The sequence below is a fragment of the Paenirhizobium naphthalenivorans genome, assembly GCF_007992095.1.
In the GTDB taxonomy this organism is placed as follows: Bacteria; Pseudomonadota; Alphaproteobacteria; order Rhizobiales; family Rhizobiaceae; genus Allorhizobium; species Allorhizobium naphthalenivorans.
Genome location: NZ_BJZP01000019.1, coordinates 19,792 through 36,715 on the forward strand (window position 1 = coordinate 19,792; position 16,924 = coordinate 36,715).

Consider the following 16,924-nt stretch of genomic DNA (forward strand, 5'->3'; position numbering starts at 1 on the left):
GAACAAGAATTATGGAAATCGGTCTTTCCCACTACCTGACAGTCAGCGCTATGCTCTTCATGCTCGGCGTCTTCGGTATCTTCCTCAACCGTAAGAACGTGATCGTCATCTTGATGTCCATCGAGCTCATCCTGCTCGCCGTCAACGTCAATATGGTGTCCTTCTCGGTCTTCCTGAACGACATGGTCGGCCAGGTCTTCGCGCTGTTCATCCTCACGGTGGCTGCGGCGGAAGCTGCGATCGGTCTCGCCATCCTCGTGGTCTTCTATCGTAATCGCGGCTCCATCGCCGTCGAAGACGTCAATGTGATGAAGGGCTGATACGGCTATGCTCATCTATAAGGCTATCGTCTTTCTTCCTCTGATCGGCGCGCTCATTGCCGGCCTTTTCGGCCGCCAGATCGGCGCCAAGGCTTCGGAATATGTCACCAGCGGCTTGATGATCGTCGTCGCCCTGCTGTCCTGGGTCGTCTTCATCAATGTCGGCCTTGGTCAGGGCGAAGGCCATGAAGTGATCAAGGTGTCGCTTTTGCGCTGGATCCAGTCCGGCGGCATCGACGTCGAATGGTCGCTGCGTATCGACACGCTGACGGCGGTCATGCTGGTGGTCGTCAACACCGTCTCGACGCTGGTTCATATCTACTCGATCGGCTACATGCACCACGATCCACATCGGCCGCGGTTCTTTGCTTATCTGTCGCTGTTCACCTTCGCCATGTTGATGTTGGTGACCTCCGACAATCTGCTGCAGATGTTCTTTGGTTGGGAAGGCGTGGGACTTGCCTCGTATCTGCTGATCGGTTTCTGGTTCAAGAAGCCTGCCGCCTGTGCCGCAGCCATGAAGGCCTTCATCGTCAACCGTGTCGGTGACTTCGGGTTCATCCTCGGCATGGCGGGCATCTTCGTGCTGTTCGGTTCGATCAACTTCGAGACGATTTTCGCCGCCACCCAGACCTACCTGCCGGCCGAAGGTGCTGAGAGCACCGAAGCTGTGATCAACTTCCTCGGCATGAGCCTCGACAAGGGGCACGCGATCACCGCCGTCTGCCTGCTGCTGTTCATGGGTGCCATGGGTAAGTCGGCGCAGTTCCTGCTACACACCTGGCTGCCGGATGCGATGGAAGGCCCGACCCCGGTCTCGGCCCTCATCCACGCAGCAACCATGGTTACCGCCGGGGTCTTTCTCGTCGCCCGCATGTCGCCTTTGTTCGAGCTGTCGCCCGACGCACTGACCTTCGTCACGCTGATCGGCGCGATCACGGCCTTCTTCGCCGCGACCGTCGGGCTGGTGCAGAACGACATCAAGCGCGTCATCGCCTATTCGACCTGTTCGCAGCTCGGCTACATGTTCGTGGCGCTTGGCGTCGGTGCCTATGGCGCAGCCGTGTTCCATCTTTTCACGCACGCCTTCTTTAAGGCTCTGCTGTTCCTAGGAGCTGGCTCGGTTATCCATGCCGTCGATGGAGAGCAGGATATGCGCTATATGGGCGGGCTGCGTAAACACATCCCTTATACGTTCTGGGCCATGACGATCGGTACGCTGGCGCTGACCGGCGTCGGTATCCCGGGCACGATGATCGGCTTTGCCGGCTTCTTCTCCAAGGATGTGATCATCGAGTCCGCCTTTGCCTCGAATTCGGCGGTTGCCGGCTTCGCCTTCACGCTGCTGGTCGTCGCTGCGCTGTTCACCAGCTTCTATTCGTGGCGCCTGGCGTTCATGACCTTCTTCGGCAAGCCGCGCGCTTCGGCCGACGTCATGCACCACGTGCATGAATCGCCGATGGTTATGCTGTTGCCGCTCGTGGTTCTGGCGGTCGGAGCAATCTTCGCAGGTGTCGCGTTCGAGGGGCACTTCTTCGGCCTCGAATATGCCGAATTCTGGAAGGGGGCGCTGTTCACCGGGGCTGAAAACGAGATCCTGAATGAGTTCCACCATGTCCCGACTTGGGTGAAGTGGAGTCCGTTCGTGGCCATGATCACTGGCTTCATTACGGCCTGGTTCATGTACATCAAGTCGCCTTCCACTCCGAAGGTGCTCGCAACGCAGCATCGCGTGCTCTACGAGTTCCTGCTCAACAAGTGGTACTTCGACGAACTCTACGACTTCCTGTTCGTACGCTCCGCCAAGGCGCTTGGCCGGTTCCTGTGGAAGAGGGGTGACATTGGCGTCATCGACGCCTATGGCCCCAACGGCGTTGCCGCCGGTGTTGCCGAACTTACCCAAAGGGCCGTCCGTCTGCAGTCGGGCTACCTTTATCACTATGCCTTCGCGATGCTGATCGGTGTCGCGGCCCTCGTTACCTGGATGATGCTCGGGAGTTCCTTCTGATGACCGATTGGCCAATTCTCTCGACGGTCACCTTTCTGCCGCTGGTCGGCGTGGCGCTGTTGCTTCTGACGCGCCAGGATACCAGCCTTGGCCGCCGCAACATCCTCAACGTTTCGCTGCTGACGACTGTCTTCACCTTCGTCGTATCGCTTTTTGTCTGGATCGGCTTTGACAACGCGAATGCTGGCTTCCAGATGGTCGAGAAGCATGAATGGCTCGGCACCGGGATCGCCTATCATCTCGGCGTCGACGGCATTTCGATGCTGTTCGTCATCCTCACGACGCTGCTCATGCCCTTTTGCATTCTCGCCAGCTGGGTCTCGGTCGAGAAGCGTCTGAAGGAATACATGATCGCCTTCCTGATCCTCGAAACGCTGATGATCGGTGTCTTCGTCTCGCTCGACATCGTGCTCTTCTATGTGTTCTTTGAGGCCGGCCTGATCCCGATGTTCATCATTATCGGCGTCTGGGGCGGCAAGGATCGCGTCTACGCCTCCTACAAGTTCTTCCTCTACACGCTGCTCGGCTCCGTGCTGATGCTGCTCGCCATCATGGCCATGTACTGGAATGCCGGCACCACCGACATCAGCCTGCTGTTGAACCACAAGTTCCCGGCTGAGATGCAGACGTGGTTGTGGCTCGCCTTCTTCGCCTCCTTCGCGGTGAAGATACCGATGTGGCCGGTCCACACCTGGCTGCCGGACGCCCACGTTCAGGCACCGACCGCCGGTTCGATGATCCTTGCGGGTATTCTGCTGAAGCTCGGCGGATACGGTCTGCTGCGGTTCTCGCTACCGATGTTCCCGCTGGCTTCCGATTTCTTCGCGCCGCTCGTCTTCACGATGTCCGTCATCGCCATCATCTACACCTCGCTGGTGGCGCTGGTGCAGAGCGACATGAAGAAGGTCATCGCCTATTCGTCCATCGCCCACATGGGTTACGTGACCATGGGGACCTTTGCCGCCAATACCCAGGGTGTGCAGGGTGCGATCTTCCAGATGATCAGCCACGGCTTCGTCTCTGCCGCACTGTTCTTCTGCGTCGGTGTCATCTATGACCGCATGCACACCCGCGAGATCGCCGCCTATGGCGGTCTGGCCAACAACATGCCGAAATATGCGACCGCCTTCATGGTCTTCACCATGGCCAATATCGGACTTCCCGGAACCTCGGGTTTCATCGGTGAATTCCTGACCCTGATCGGCGCCTTCCGCGCCAACACCTGGGTCGCACTTTTTGCCGCCACCGGCGTCATCCTCTCCGCCGCCTATGCGCTCTGGCTCTACCGCCGGGTCGTGTTCGGCGCGCTCGAAAAGGAAAGCCTGAAGGGTCTTCTCGATCTTTCGCTGCGGGAGAAGTTCATTCTCTATCCGCTGATCGCACTGACGATCTTCTTCGGCGTCTACCCGGCTCCGATCTTCGACGCCACGGCCGCATCGGTCGACCTTCTCGTGAACAACTACGAAGCCGCACTGCAGGCAGCGCAATCCGTTGCGCTCATCGCGAACTGACGACAGGATCCTTTGGACATGACCGCTGAAACACTCCTCGCTAGTCTGCATCTGGTCACGCCGGAACTGATCCTCGCGGTCGGTGCTCTGGTGTTGCTGATGATCGGCGTCTTCTCCGGTGAGAAGTCGGCGACGACCGTCATGGGCCTCGCCGTCGCGTTGCTGATCGCGTCGGGCCTGTGGATGATCCTGGTTCCCGCGGAGGGCGTAGCCTTCGGCGGCGCCTACAAGGCGGATGGCTTCGCCCGCTTCATGAAGGCTTTGGCGCTGATCGGCTCGATCACCGCGATGATCATGGCCGTCGGCCATGCCCGGCGTGACCATCTCGACAAGTTCGAGTTCCCGGTTCTCTTGGTGCTCGCGACCCTCGGCATCATGCTGATGATCTCGGCCAATAACCTGATATCGCTCTATCTTTCGCTGGAATTGCAATCGCTGGCGCTCTATGTCGTCGCTGCGATCAACCGCGACAGCCTGCGTTCGACGGAAGCCGGCCTCAAGTACTTCGTTCTCGGTTCGCTGTCTTCCGGCATGCTGCTTTATGGCATGTCGCTGGTTTACGGCTTCACCGGCAATATCGGTTTCGACGAGATCACTGCCGTACTGGCCGCCGGCCACGTCGGCCTCGGCCTGATCTTCGGCCTGGTCTTCATCCTCGCTGGGCTGGCGTTCAAGATCTCGGCGGTGCCGTTCCACATGTGGACGCCGGACGTCTATGAGGGCGCGCCGACCCCGGTCACCGCGTTCCTGGCCGCCGCACCGAAGATCGGCGCCATGGCGATCGTCGTGCGCGTCGTCATCGACGCCTTCCTTCCGGTCTTTGCCGAATGGCAGCAGATCATCGTCTTTATCTCGATCGCCTCCATGCTGCTCGGTTCCTTCGCCGCAATCGGTCAGCGCAACATCAAGCGATTGATGGCCTATTCGTCGATCGGCCATATGGGTTATGCTCTGGTTGGTCTGGCCGCGGGAACAGAAACCGGCGTAACCGGCGTCATCACCTACATGCTGATCTACCTGATCATGACGCTCGGCACCTTCGCCTGCATCATGGCCATGCGCGATAAGGAAGGCGGCAATGTCGAGAACATCGACGACCTCGCCGGATTGTCCACGACCAAGCCGTTCATGGCCATAGTGCTTACCGCGCTGATGTTTTCGCTCGCCGGTATTCCGCCGCTCGCCGGCTTCTTCGGGAAGTACTTCGTGTTCGTCGCCGCTATCGAAGCCAAGCTCTATGCGCTGGCCATCATCGGCGTGCTCGCATCGGTCGTCGGCGCCTTCTACTACCTGCGTGTCGTGAAGGTGATGTGGTTCGACGAAGCCAAGGGCGAATTCGCCCGCATCACCGGTGAACTGCGCCTTGTCTTCGGCCTTTCCGGTCTGTTCGTTGTCGGCTACGTGCTGGTGGGTGGTCCGCTCGGAACGGCAGCCGAAGCTGCGGCCAAGACGCTGTTTAATTGAGCGGGCGTCAAGGACAGCGCCGGATTTCGCTTGACGTTTTCCGGCATGAGGCGCTCGGCGCGGTGGCGTCGACCAACAGTGAATGTCTCGCCCGCGCTCGCGCGGGCGATTTCGGTTTTCTCTGGATCACCGCCGATACGCAAACGGGCGGTCGCGGTCGGCGTGGCCGTGCCTGGAGTTCCCAACCCGGCAATCTCTACGCTTCGCTTCTGCTGATCGATCCGGCGCCGATGGAGCGCTTGCCCTCGCTTCCTCTTGCTGTCGCCCTTGCTGTGCACGGGGCGATCCGGCCGGTCCTGCCGTTAGACGCGCCGGCGCTCGAGGTGAAGTGGCCAAATGATATCCTGATCGGCCGCAAGAAGACCTGTGGCATTCTGCTTGAGGCCGAGCGCCTAGCCGACGGGCGCAACGCGCTGGTGATCGGCATTGGGATCAACATCACGGCGAAGCCGGGTGAGACCGCCTATCCGGTCACCAGCCTTGCCGAGAATGGGGCTACGGTTTCGCCGCCGGAGCTTTTCGCCCACTTGTTCGCCAGCATGGCGGATATTCTGGCGCTCTGGGATGAGGGCAAGGGAGTCAGCCGGATCGTCGATCTTTGGCGCGCGGCGGCCTGCGGGATTGGTGAAAAAATAACGGTCAATCTGCCCGACCGGTCGATTTCCGGTTATTTTTCCGGAATCGATGATAAAGGCATGCTGATACTCGATCGCGGCGCTGAAGGCCGCATGACGATCGCTGCTGGCGACGTTTTCTTCGGGTGAACTGGATCAAGGAAAGAATGGCAAAGAACGAAGAACTGGTGTTCGTGCCGCTGGGCGGCGTCGGCGAAATCGGCATGAACCTCGCGCTTTACGGCTACGGTGCGCCGTCGAATCGTGAATGGATCATGGTCGATTGCGGCGTGACCTTCCCGGGCCCCGATCTGCCGGGTGTCGATCTGGTGCTTGCCGATGTCAGCTTCATCGCGGAGCGGAAGAACAAGCTCAAGGCTATCATCATTACCCATGCCCATGAAGACCATTACGGCGGGCTGAACGACATCTGGCCCGGACTGAACGTCCCGGTCTATGCCTCCGGCTTCACCGCCGGCATGTTGGAAGCCAAGCGTGAATACGAGGGAAGCCGGGCGGAAATCCCGGTCACGCCCTTCAAGCAGGGCGACGTGATCAATGTCGGCCCGTTCTCGGTCGAGGCCGTCGGCGTCAATCACTCGATTCCCCAGCCGATGTCGCTGGTCATCCGCACGCCGCTCGGCAGCGTCATTCATACTGGCGACTGGAAGATTGATCACCATCCGTCGCTTGGCCCCCTAACCGACGAGGCGCGCTTCCGCGCGCTTGGCGATGAGGGCGTGCTCGCGGTGATGTGCGACAGCACCAACTCCATGCGCGACGGCGTTTCCCCATCGGAGGAGCAGGTCTCGGAAGGGCTTCGCCAGATCATCGAGGCGGCGGAGGGGCGCGTGGCGATCACCACCTTCTCTTCGAACGTCGGCCGTATCCGCTCGATCGCCCAGGCGGCCGAAGCGGCCGGTCGCGAGGTACTGTTGCTCGGCAGTTCGCTGAAGCGCGTCTGTGCGGTGGCCGGCGACCTCGGGATCATGGAAGGGCTGAAGCCCTTCATCGCCGAGGACGAGTTCGGTTTCATCCCCCGCGACAAGGTCGTGATCATTCTCACCGGCAGCCAGGGCGAACCACGCGCGGCACTTGCCAAGATCTCTCGTGACGAGATGCGCAATGTGGCGCTGACGGCCGGCGATACGGTGGTGTTTTCCTCGCGCACCATTCCCGGCAACGAGAAGGCTATCATCGAGATCAAGAATGGCCTGATGGAGCAGGGCGTCCATATCATTACCGATAGTGAGGCGCTGGTCCATGTCTCGGGGCATCCGCGGCGTAACGAACTGCTGCAGATGTACGAGTGGACGCGTCCGCAGATCCTGGTGCCGGTGCATGGCGAAGCTGCCCATCTGATTTCCCAGGCGGAACTTGCCGAGCAGGCCGGGATCAAGAGCGTGCCGCGGGTTCGCAACGGTGATATGCTGCGTCTCGCGCCAGGCCCGGCCGAAGTGATCGACCAAGTGCCGCACGGCCGTATCTACAAGGATGGGAAGCTGCTGGGCGATCTCGAGGAGATGGGCATCGGCAATCGCCGCAAGCTCTCCTACGTCGGCCATGTCGCCATCAATGTCCTGCTGGACAGCCGCCTGGAATTCCTCGGCGACCCGGAAGTTGTTGCCATTGGCCTGCCGCAATACGATCTGGAAGGCGAGGCGATGGAGGATACGCTCTATGACGCCGTGCTTGGTGCGGTCGAAAGCATCCCCCGCACACGCCGCAAGGACTTGCCGATGGTGCGTGAGAGCATCCGGCGGGCCGTGCGCGGCACGGCAAATGACGCTTGGGGTAAAAAGCCGATTGTCACGGTGTTCGTGACCAAAGTCTGAATAACCTTTGCGGCGAAGCTGGTATAGCTTCGCCGCCTATCGTCTTCGAGGGAGTTTGTCATGCTTGGACGCGTCAATCATATCGCCATCGCCGTTCCGGATCTTGTCTCCGCTACCACATCCTACCGCGATACGCTGGGCGCCCATGTGTCGCAGGCGCAGGCTCTGCCGGAACACGGCGTGACGGTGGTCTTTGTCGAGTTGCCGAACACAAAGATCGAGCTGCTCGAGCCGCTTGGTGCCGATTCGCCGATCGCTGCCTTCCTCGCCAAGAACCCGGCCGGCGGCATGCATCACATTTGCTATGAGGTCGAAGACATCATCGCGGCGCGTGACCAATTGGCAAGCGGTGGCGCACGGGTTCTGGGGAGCGGAGAGCCGAAAACCGGCGCCCATGGCAAACCGGTGCTCTTCCTGCACCCCAAGGACTTCCACGGCACCTTGATCGAGCTCGAGCAGGTCTGACCTCACACCACTTGCGATTTGCGCCAGGCGGACGGTGACCCTATAAGAGCTCCGAGCTTGGCGCGTTGCTGCGCCGGTCAGCCGGAGGAGCCCCAAAGATGCCCATTCTTTCCTTTTTCGCGATCTATTTTGTCATTTGGTGGCTCACGCTCTTTGCCGTTCTGCCGATCGGCATGAAGACCCAGGCCGAGGCGGAAGAGGTTGTTCCGGGCAGCATCGAGAGCGCGCCGGCGCGCTTTCGCGGCGGCAGGGTCGTGTTCATCACCACTCTCATTTCCGCCATCATCTACGGCGGGTGGTATGTCGCCACCGGCTACCTTGGCATCGGCCTTGACAGCCTCCCCAATTTTGTTCCGAAATTCGACTGAGACGCCGCGGACGGGAGGCGGAAAGCATTGGCGCTGCGCCTGAATCTGTTTCTGCGGCAGTCTCTTCAAGATATTGTTTTTTGATGGAAATCTTGATGTCCCGGCGCTGCGCTGGAAGACTTCGGAAAGCAAAAAAAAACAAGGTCCGAAGACCTTGTTCAATTATCGCGTGATCCTTCACCAATTAAGGGGCTGCGAACGAGCGCGCCTAAGATCTGATCCTCCCAAGACTTGACCGCGAATTCGACAAGAATTTGAGCTCCTTGCCTCTTTTGTGGGCCGAAGTTAGCCCAACTTGTGCGCTTTGTCACCCCATTTTTTGCATATATGCTACAGTCTCTCCAAAAAAATCACGTGGTTCCAAATGTCGCAGGCGAGGCGATGCGGCCGGCGTGTGGCTGTCGCTGCGCCACGTTCCGCCGTGCCATGCGACGCGCCTGTGGGTGATCAACTGGCCGGGCGCAGGCGGGTTTTCTTCGCGCAGGGAAACCGCTATGAACGCTTCGAGAAAACACCTTCGTCACGGCTGATTCCGCTGCTCTCGCGGAATCCACAACTGTTGGAACCTGTTATGCGTCTTTCGCGCTATTTCATGCCGATCCTCAAGGAAAATCCCAAGGAAGCGGAGATCGTCTCCCACCGTCTGATGCTGCGTGCGGGTATGATCCGCCAGCAGTCGCAGGGGATCTATTCCTGGCTGCCACTCGGCAAACGCGTGCTTGACAAGGTCAATGGCATCATCCGCGAAGAGCAGAACCGGGCTGGCGCGATAGAACTCTCGATGCCGACCATACAGTCCGCCGAGCTATGGCAGGAAAGCGGCCGTTATGAAGACTACGGCAAGGAAATGCTGCGTATCAAGGACCGTCAGGACCGGCCCATGCTCTATGGTCCGACGAATGAGGAAATGATCACCGACATTTTCCGTTCGTCCGTCAAGTCCTACAAGAGCCTGCCGCTCAACCTCTACCACATTCAGCTGAAGTTCCGCGATGAGATCCGTCCGCGTTTCGGCACGATGCGCTCGCGGGAATTCATGATGAAGGATGCCTATTCCTTCGATCTGACGCAAGCGGATGCGATCCACTCCTACAACAAGATGTTCGCCGCTTATCTGCGCACTTTCGCCCGTCTTGGCCTGCGCGCCATACCGATGCGTGCCGACACCGGCCCGATCGGCGGCAACCACAGCCATGAGTTCATTATCCTGGCCGAAACCGGCGAGTCGGAAGTCTTCAGCCACAAGAGCTTTGTCGATTTCGACATTCCGTCCGCAGATACAGATTTCGACGACGTCGCAGGTCTCCAGGCGATCTTCGATAAGTGGACGTCGGTCTATGCGGCAACCTCGGAAATGCATGACGAGGCGGCCTTCGACGCCATTCCCGAAGCCGATCGCCTCTCTGCCCGCGGTATCGAGGTCGGTCACATCTTTTATTTCGGGACGAAATACTCAGAGCCCATGGGCGCCAAGGTCCAAGGTCCGGACGGCAAGGAGCACCTTGTCCACATGGGATCCTACGGCATCGGCCCGACCCGCCTTGTTCCCGCCATCATCGAAGCCTCGCATGACGAGAATGGAATCATCTGGCCGGATTCGGTCGCACCGTTCGACTGCGTCATCATCAACATGAAGGCGGGGGATGCGGCTTGCGACGCCGCTTGCGATCGGCTGTACGCTGCACTGACCAAGGCCGGCAAGGACGTGCTCTACGACGACACGGACGACCGTGCCGGCACCAAGTTCGCCACCGCAGACCTGATCGGTGTTCCGATGCAGGTCATCGCCGGTCCCCGGTCGGTCGCCAGCGGCGAAATCGAGATCAAGGACCGTAAGACCGGTGCTCGCGAGACGATGACGATCGAGGCTGCCATCAACAAGCTGGTCGGGTAATTTCCCGAGCGAGGAGACAAAATGACGAATGCAGCCTCCGCCAACGAGACGGCCGCACCGGACGCCGGCAAGGCCGCCCGGCCGTTCTCCGCATTCGAGCGCATGGTCGCCTGGCGCTATCTGCGCGCTCGGCGGAAGGAGGCATTCATCTCGGTCATCGCCGGTTTCTCCTTCGTTGGCATCATGCTCGGTGTGGCGACGCTGATCATCGTCATGGCGGTGATGAACGGCTTTCGTACCGAACTCATCACGCGAATCCTTGGCATCAACGGTCATATGATCGTCCAGCCCGTCGATGGTCCGCTGGACAATTACGCGGAGCTGGCGACGAAGTTCTCTGCCGTTCCCGGTGTTACCATGGCGCTGCCGCTCGTCGAGGGGCAGACGCTGGCCTCCGGCAGGGCGGGCGCGGGAACCGGCGCACTGGTGCGCGGCATCCGCTCCGAGGATCTGACCAAGTTAACGACCGTTTCGAACAATATTCGCGCCGGTGACCTGGTCGGCTTTGCCGCCGGGCAGGGGGTTCTGATTGGCTCGCGCATGGCGGCGGATCTTGGTATCACGGCCGGCGATATGATCACCCTCGTTTCGCCGGAAGGCGACGTCACCCCGCTTGGCGTCAATCCGCGCGTCAAGGCCTATCCTGTCTCGGGTGTGTTCGAGATCGGCATGTCGGAATATGACGCGTCGATCATCTATATGCCGCTGGAGGAAGCGCAGCTCTATTTCAACGCCGAAGGACTGGTACAGTCGATCGAGCTGTTCGTCTCCGATCCAGATGCGATCGATGAGATGCGGCCGAAGATTGAGGAAGCTGCCGGCCGGCAGATCTTCATCACCGACTGGCGCCAGCGCAACCAGACCTTCTTCTCCGCTCTGCAGGTGGAGCGCAATGTCATGTTCATGATCCTGACGCTGATCGTGCTGGTCGCCGCGCTGAACATCATTTCCGGGCTCATTATGCTGGTGAAGGACAAGTCGAGCGATATTGCGATCCTGCGCACCATGGGAGCCAGTGCCAATGCCATCATGCGCATCTTCTTCATGACGGGGGCGGCAATCGGTACGGCCGGGACCTTCACCGGCGTCTTGCTCGGGGTCATCGTCTGCATCAACATCGAATCGATCCGCAGTTTCTTCTCCTGGGTTTCGGGCACTGTTCTGTTCGACCCGCAACTCTACTTCCTCAGCAAATTGCCCGCCGACATGAACCTCGGCGAGACGGTGTCCGTCGTCGTCATGGCGCTCGGCCTTTCCTTCCTGGCGACGATCTTCCCGGCCTGGCGTGCTTCGCGCCTCGATCCAGTCCAGGCCCTGCGCTACGAATAAGGACACCGCTTCATGTCTTCTGATACCGTACTTTCGCTTTCGGGCATCGACCGCCGCTATGGCCAGGGTGAGACGCTGCTTGCGATTCTCAAGGGCGCCAATTTCAGTCTCAGGAGCGGCGAGACCGTCGCTCTGGTCGCACCTTCCGGCACGGGGAAATCCACGCTGCTGCATATCGCAGGTCTACTGGAGCACCCGGATGCCGGCGAGGTAACGCTCGGCGGGCAGGCCTGTCAGGATCTTTCCGACGAGCGCCGCACGGCGATCCGTCGGAATTCTGTCGGCTTCGTCTACCAGTTCCACCACTTGCTGCCGGAATTCTCAGCGCTGGAAAATATCATGATGCCGCAGCTCATTGCCGGCCTGTCGCGCGAGGAGGCTCGTGAGCGGGCCGCCCAATTGCTCGACTATATGCGCATCGGCCACCGCGGGGAGCATCGTCCGGCGGAGCTTTCCGGCGGCGAGCAGCAGCGCGTTGCAATCGCCCGCGCGGTGGCCAATGCGCCACTTGTGCTGCTAGCTGATGAGCCGACCGGCAATCTCGATCCAGAGACGGCCTCCTATGTTTTCTCTGCACTGGAGGCCCTTGTGCGCCAGTCGGGTCTTGCGGCGCTGATCGCCACCCATAACCACGACATCGCGCGGCGGATGGATCGCTGCGTGACGCTGGTCGACGGGCAGATCGTGGATTATCAGATCTGAATTAGAGCGTTTCCAGCAAAAGTGTGTAGCGGTTTTCGCCGGTCTAGGTGGATGGCGTAGGCCTACTCAAGACCACCGGGTTTGTCGCCGATGTCGTCGGTCCAGCCCTCGACGGTCACCGATCTTGGGTCGACGCCGCGGGACGCGTCGTTTCTCTTCATCTTGCCGGTCGTTAGATTGTAGTCACAACTGCCTCCGGCCTCGGGTCGGGTGTGTCGTAGAAGGAATAGGTGTAGCCAGCGGCGATGAAGCGACCCTCGCCACAGGTGAGCGTCGGCGTCTGTTCCCAGCGGTTCCTGCCGATGCCGAAGTTCTGCGACGTTACCGCGATTGAGCCGTTTGCCAAGGCGCGGATCGCTGGGCCTGACCGGAGGTGCCGATGTCCGCATCATCGCCGACGGCTGCGGCAAGCGGCGCCAGATCCTGTTCCTGTCACCGGACGCAGCCGAGGTCATCCGCCGGCGGGAAGTCCTCCGCCGCGAATGGCACCGCCGGCGTTGCCGTCCGTATTACCAGAAATTCCAGCCTTGCGACTGTGCGGCACTTCCAATCGAACTTGGTTGGTCAGCGTGTATCAATTGGACCTGGATGTCACCACTATACCCAAACCAAATTTGGTGTTGACGATAGAACAAAAATAGAACATAAAGGATACATAACGAGTAGGGAGATAGCCATGACCGAAATTCTTCGTGACGTTGCAGCATTCGCCTCGATTTCCATGTTCGTCGCCAGCCTCTCGGTGATCATGCTGGCACTCTGACTTGCGCCAAACGCGGCCTCCGCTCTCTGCAAAACTGTAGAGATTGCGACAGCTGCCCAAACTGTTCTGGACTTCCCCTCCCGCACGGTGGAAAATCGCATGCGATTCAGATGCGTGACGGGGATTGAGTTCGATGGCAGAGATGATCGAAGGCGGGGGCGAGGCGGAGCAGCCGGGCAAGGGGCCTGGTTTTGTCCACCTGCGTTTGCATTCCGCCTTTTCGTTGCTCGAAGGGGCTCTGCCGCTCAAGAAGATCCTCGGCAAGGCGGTTGCCGACGATCAGCCGGCGATTGCCATTACCGACACCAATAATCTCTTTGTTGCGCTCGAGTTTTCACAGAAGGCGCTGGGCGACGGGTTGCAACCGATCATCGGTTGTCAGCTATCGATCGATATGGAGGATGGAGGGACGGAAAAGCGGGCCGGCCAATCCTTCGTGAGCGCCTATCCGGCGATCGTGCTTCTGGCCGCCGATGCTGATGGCTACGAGCGGCTGGTCGACCTGGTCAGTCGTGCCTATCTCGGTGGAGATTCAAGTCAGGCGGTGCATATCGCCATGTCCTGGCTTGATGAACTGGGCACCGGCGGTCTGATCGCGCTTACCGGTGCTGCGAAAGGTCCGATCGATGTGGCGCTCAAGGAGGGGCACCGCGCCCAGGCCGAGACGCGGCTCTTGGAGCTCAAGCGGCTGTTTGGCGATCGGCTTTATGTCGAACTGCAGCGTCATGGCGACTATGACCGTCCCCACGAGCGACGCATGGTGCAGATGGCCTATGAGCACGACGTGCCGCTGGTCGCGACCAATGAGGCTTTTTTTCCCTCACGCGCCGATTATGAAGCGCACGACGCGCTGATGGCGGTCGCCCATAACGCGATCGTCTCCGACGACACCCGCTTTCGCCTGACGCCGGATCACTATCTCAAGAGCCGTCAGGAAATGCAGGCGCTGTTTGCCGATCTGCCCGAAGCTCTGGCCAACACGGTCGAGATCGCGCGCCGCTGTGCCTTCGTACTGGATACCCGCAAGCCTATCCTGCCGCGTTTCACCGGCGGCGCCAGTGATCCCCTTGAAGCCGAGCGCGCCGAAGCACTCGAACTGCGTCGTCAGGCGGAGGAGGGGCTGGACGGCCGGCTGGCGGCGCTGGGCATGGCGCCGGGCTACACGGAGAAGGACTATCGCGAGCGGCTGGAGTTCGAACTCTCGATCATCGAGCGCATGAAGTTCCCCGGCTACTTCCTGATCGTTTCCGACTTCATCAAATGGGCCAAGAGCCAGGATATTCCGGTCGGTCCGGGTCGTGGTTCGGGTGCGGGTTCGCTGGTTGCCTACGCGCTGACGATCACCGACGTCGATCCCTTGCGTTTCTCGCTGCTGTTCGAGCGCTTCCTCAATCCGGAACGCGTGTCGATGCCTGACTTCGACATCGACTTTTGCCAGGATCGTCGCGAGGAAGTGATCCGTTACGTGCAGCGCAAGTATGGCCGCGAGCAGGTGGCGCAGATCATCACCTTCGGTTCGTTGCAGGCCCGTGCGGCGCTGCGCGACGTCGGGCGTGTGCTGGAGATGTCCTACGGGCAGGTCGACAAGATCTGCAAGTTGGTTCCGAACAACCCGGCCAATCCGACTCCGCTGTCCAAGGCGATCGAGGAAGAGCCCAAGCTGCGGGAGGCGGCCGAAGAGGAGCCGGTCGTCGCGCGCCTGCTCGACATCGCGCAGAAGATCGAGGGGCTCTATCGTCACGCCTCGACCCATGCCGCCGGCATCGTCATCGGCGATCGCCCGCTTTCCAAGCTGGTGCCTATGTATCGTGATCCGCGATCCGACATGCCGGTCACCCAGTTCAACATGAAGTGGGTCGAGCAGGCGGGCCTTGTCAAGTTCGACTTTCTCGGGCTGAAGACGCTGACGGTGCTGAAGACAGCCGTCGATTTTGTCCGGGAGCAGCGCGGTATCAAGGTCGATCTGGCGGCTATCCCGCTTGATGACAAGCCGACCTACGACATGCTGTCCCGCGGTGAGACCGTCGGCGTGTTCCAGGTGGAAAGTGCCGGTATGCGCAAGGCGCTGATCGGCATGCGGCCGGACTGCATCGAGGATATCATCGCGCTGGTCGCGCTCTACCGCCCGGGCCCAATGGAGAACATCCCGGTCTACAACGCCCGCAAGCACGGTGAGGAGGAGATCGAGTCGATCCATCCGATGATCGACTACCTGCTCAAGGAGACGCAGGGCGTTATTGTCTACCAGGAGCAGGTCATGCAGATCGCTCAGGTTCTGTCGGGCTACTCGCTCGGCGAGGCCGACCTTCTGCGCCGCGCAATGGGCAAGAAGATCAAAGAGGAGATGGACAAGCAGCGCGCCCGCTTTGTCGAAGGCGCCGTCAAGAACGGCGTATCCAAACCTCAGTCCGATAATATCTTCGATCTGCTCGCCAAATTCGCCAACTACGGTTTTAACAAATCGCATGCGGCCGCCTATGCCATTGTCTCCTATCAGACCGCCTATATGAAGGCGCACTATCCGACCGAGTTCCTTGCCGCGTCGATGACGCTCGATATGGCGAATACGGAAAAACTCAATGATTTCCGGCAGGATGCCAACCGTCTTGATATCGAGGTCGTGCCGCCCTCGGTGCAGACTTCATTCCGCCATTTCCAGGCAGGACCGAGCCGTATCTATTATGCGCTCGCAGCGCTCAAGGGTGTCGGCGATTCCGCAGTCCAGCACATCGTCGAGGTGAGGGGGGACAAGCCGTTTGAATCGATCGAGGACTTCTGCCTTCGCATCGATCCGAAGCAGGTGAACCGCCGTGTTTTCGAAAGTCTTATTTTCGCCGGCGCTTTCGATTGCTTCGGGCGAGATCGAGCCGAACTGGTGGGTGGCCTTGACCGGATTCTTGGTTATGCTCAGCGCGCCCAGGAGAACGCGGTCAGCGGACAGTCCGACATGTTCGGTTCGGGCGCGGCAAGCGGCCCGGAACGCATTTCGTTCCCGACCTATTCGGCTTGGTTGCCATCGGAAAAGCTGATGCGCGAATTCCAGGTTCTGGGCTTCTACCTGACCGCCCATCCGCTTGATTCCTATCGCTCGCTGCTCGACAAGATGCGGGTGCAGAACTTTGCCGATTTTTCCCAGTCGGTGCGCCAGGGGGCGACGGCGGGCCGGCTCGCCGGCACGGTGATCGCACGGCAGGAGCGCAAGACGCGTACCGGCAACAAGATGGGAATCGTCACCTTTTCCGACGCTTCCGGCCAGTATGAGGCGGTACTGTTCTCCGAAGGTCTGAACCAATACCGCGATCTGCTCGAATCCGGCAAGTCGCTGGTCATCACGGTGGCTGCGGAAGAACGGCCGGAAGGGATTGGCTTGCGCATCCAGACCGCACAGTCATTGGAGGAAAAGTCGGTTCAGATGCAGAAGGCGCTGCGCGTCTATGTGCGCGATTCCGGTCCGCTGAAGACGGTCGCCGCTCATTTGAACACGCGCGGCGACGGCCTGGTTTCCTTCATTGTCATCAAGGATGACGGCCAGCGGGAGATTGAGGTCGAACTCACCGAGAAATACCGGATCTCGCCGGAAATCGCCGCCGCCATGCGCTCGGCGCCGGGTGTGATCGACGTCGAGCTGGTCTGATCGGTCGCCGGAGCGAC

At 60.2% G+C, this 16,924-nt stretch carries 13 protein-coding genes; 12 read left to right on the plus strand and 1 reads right to left on the minus strand.

Annotated elements, in window-relative coordinates; translation table 11 throughout:
* The first annotated feature begins 11 nt into the window (after positions 1–11).
* From nuoK to RNA01_RS16640, 11 genes are all read left to right on the plus strand, one after another.
* On the plus strand, positions 12–320 hold the full coding sequence (gene nuoK / locus RNA01_RS16590; RefSeq protein ID WP_147181336.1) for an NADH-quinone oxidoreductase subunit NuoK: 309 nt from the start codon (positions 12–14) through the stop codon (positions 318–320).
* A gap of 7 nt (positions 321–327) precedes the next feature.
* Positions 328–2,328, plus strand: coding sequence for an NADH-quinone oxidoreductase subunit L (gene nuoL, locus RNA01_RS16595; protein ID WP_147181337.1), 2,001 nt, complete (start codon positions 328–330; stop codon positions 2,326–2,328).
* Positions 2,328–3,839, plus strand: a complete 1,512-nt coding sequence (locus RNA01_RS16600) for an NADH-quinone oxidoreductase subunit M (RefSeq protein WP_147181338.1) — start codon at positions 2,328–2,330, stop codon at positions 3,837–3,839. Before nuoL ends, RNA01_RS16600 begins: the two co-directional genes overlap by 1 nt.
* Positions 3,840–3,857: 18 nt before the next feature.
* Positions 3,858–5,303, plus strand: a complete 1,446-nt coding sequence (gene nuoN, locus RNA01_RS16605; protein WP_147181339.1) for an NADH-quinone oxidoreductase subunit NuoN — start codon at positions 3,858–3,860, stop codon at positions 5,301–5,303.
* Positions 5,300–6,067, plus strand: a complete 768-nt coding sequence (locus RNA01_RS16610) for a biotin--[acetyl-CoA-carboxylase] ligase (RefSeq protein ID WP_235916702.1) — start codon at positions 5,300–5,302, stop codon at positions 6,065–6,067. The genes nuoN and RNA01_RS16610 overlap by 4 nt, the downstream gene beginning before the upstream one ends.
* A 17-nt stretch (positions 6,068–6,084) precedes the next feature.
* On the plus strand, positions 6,085–7,752 hold the full coding sequence (locus RNA01_RS16615; RefSeq protein ID WP_147181340.1) for a ribonuclease J: 1,668 nt from the start codon (positions 6,085–6,087) through the stop codon (positions 7,750–7,752).
* A 60-nt stretch (positions 7,753–7,812) separates the two neighbouring features.
* Positions 7,813–8,217 carry a methylmalonyl-CoA epimerase gene (gene mce, locus RNA01_RS16620; protein ID WP_147181341.1) on the plus strand — a complete coding sequence of 135 codons (405 nt, stop codon included), beginning with the start codon at positions 7,813–7,815 and terminating at the stop codon, positions 8,215–8,217.
* Positions 8,218–8,315: 98 nt separating this feature from the next.
* Positions 8,316–8,585 carry a DUF1467 family protein gene (locus RNA01_RS16625; RefSeq protein ID WP_147181342.1) on the plus strand — a complete coding sequence of 90 codons (270 nt, stop codon included), beginning with the start codon at positions 8,316–8,318 and terminating at the stop codon, positions 8,583–8,585.
* Between the two features lie 571 nt (positions 8,586–9,156).
* Entirely contained in the window at positions 9,157–10,479 is a 1,323-nt protein-coding gene (gene proS, locus RNA01_RS16630; protein ID WP_147181343.1) for a proline--tRNA ligase, read from the plus strand.
* A 21-nt stretch (positions 10,480–10,500) separates the two neighbouring features.
* Positions 10,501–11,808, plus strand: coding sequence for a lipoprotein-releasing ABC transporter permease subunit (locus tag RNA01_RS16635; protein WP_147181344.1), 1,308 nt, complete (start codon positions 10,501–10,503; stop codon positions 11,806–11,808).
* Positions 11,809–11,820: 12 nt separating this feature from the next.
* Entirely contained in the window at positions 11,821–12,510 is a 690-nt protein-coding gene (locus RNA01_RS16640; RefSeq protein ID WP_147181345.1) for an ABC transporter ATP-binding protein, read from the plus strand.
* Between the two features lie 172 nt (positions 12,511–12,682).
* Here RNA01_RS16640 and RNA01_RS23725 read toward each other — a convergent pair whose 3' ends face one another.
* A complete protein-coding gene (locus tag RNA01_RS23725; protein WP_170253492.1) occupies positions 12,683–12,856 on the minus strand; it encodes a hypothetical protein in 174 nt (57 codons plus the stop codon).
* A gap of 559 nt (positions 12,857–13,415) precedes the next feature.
* Here RNA01_RS23725 and dnaE point away from each other — a divergent pair.
* On the plus strand, positions 13,416–16,907 hold the full coding sequence (gene dnaE, locus RNA01_RS16645) for a DNA polymerase III subunit alpha (protein WP_147181398.1): 3,492 nt from the start codon (positions 13,416–13,418) through the stop codon (positions 16,905–16,907).
* Positions 16,908–16,924: the final 17 nt, after the last annotated feature.

Coding starts and splice junctions, on each gene's coding strand:
- proS (WP_147181343.1), top strand. CDS start 9,157: ATGCGTCTTTCGCGCTATTTCATGCCGATCCTCAAGGAAAATCCCAAG.
- dnaE (WP_147181398.1), top strand. CDS start 13,416: ATGATCGAAGGCGGGGGCGAGGCGGAGCAGCCGGGCAAGGGGCCTGGT.
- RNA01_RS16640 (WP_147181345.1), top strand. CDS start 11,821: ATGTCTTCTGATACCGTACTTTCGCTTTCGGGCATCGACCGCCGCTAT.
- nuoN (WP_147181339.1), top strand. CDS start 3,858: ATGACCGCTGAAACACTCCTCGCTAGTCTGCATCTGGTCACGCCGGAA.
- RNA01_RS16615 (WP_147181340.1), top strand. CDS start 6,085: ATGGCAAAGAACGAAGAACTGGTGTTCGTGCCGCTGGGCGGCGTCGGC.
- RNA01_RS16600 (WP_147181338.1), top strand. CDS start 2,328: ATGACCGATTGGCCAATTCTCTCGACGGTCACCTTTCTGCCGCTGGTC.
- nuoK (WP_147181336.1), top strand. CDS start 12: ATGGAAATCGGTCTTTCCCACTACCTGACAGTCAGCGCTATGCTCTTC.
- RNA01_RS16625 (WP_147181342.1), top strand. CDS start 8,316: ATGCCCATTCTTTCCTTTTTCGCGATCTATTTTGTCATTTGGTGGCTC.
- RNA01_RS16635 (WP_147181344.1), top strand. CDS start 10,501: ATGACGAATGCAGCCTCCGCCAACGAGACGGCCGCACCGGACGCCGGC.
- nuoL (WP_147181337.1), top strand. CDS start 328: ATGCTCATCTATAAGGCTATCGTCTTTCTTCCTCTGATCGGCGCGCTC.
- mce (WP_147181341.1), top strand. CDS start 7,813: ATGCTTGGACGCGTCAATCATATCGCCATCGCCGTTCCGGATCTTGTC.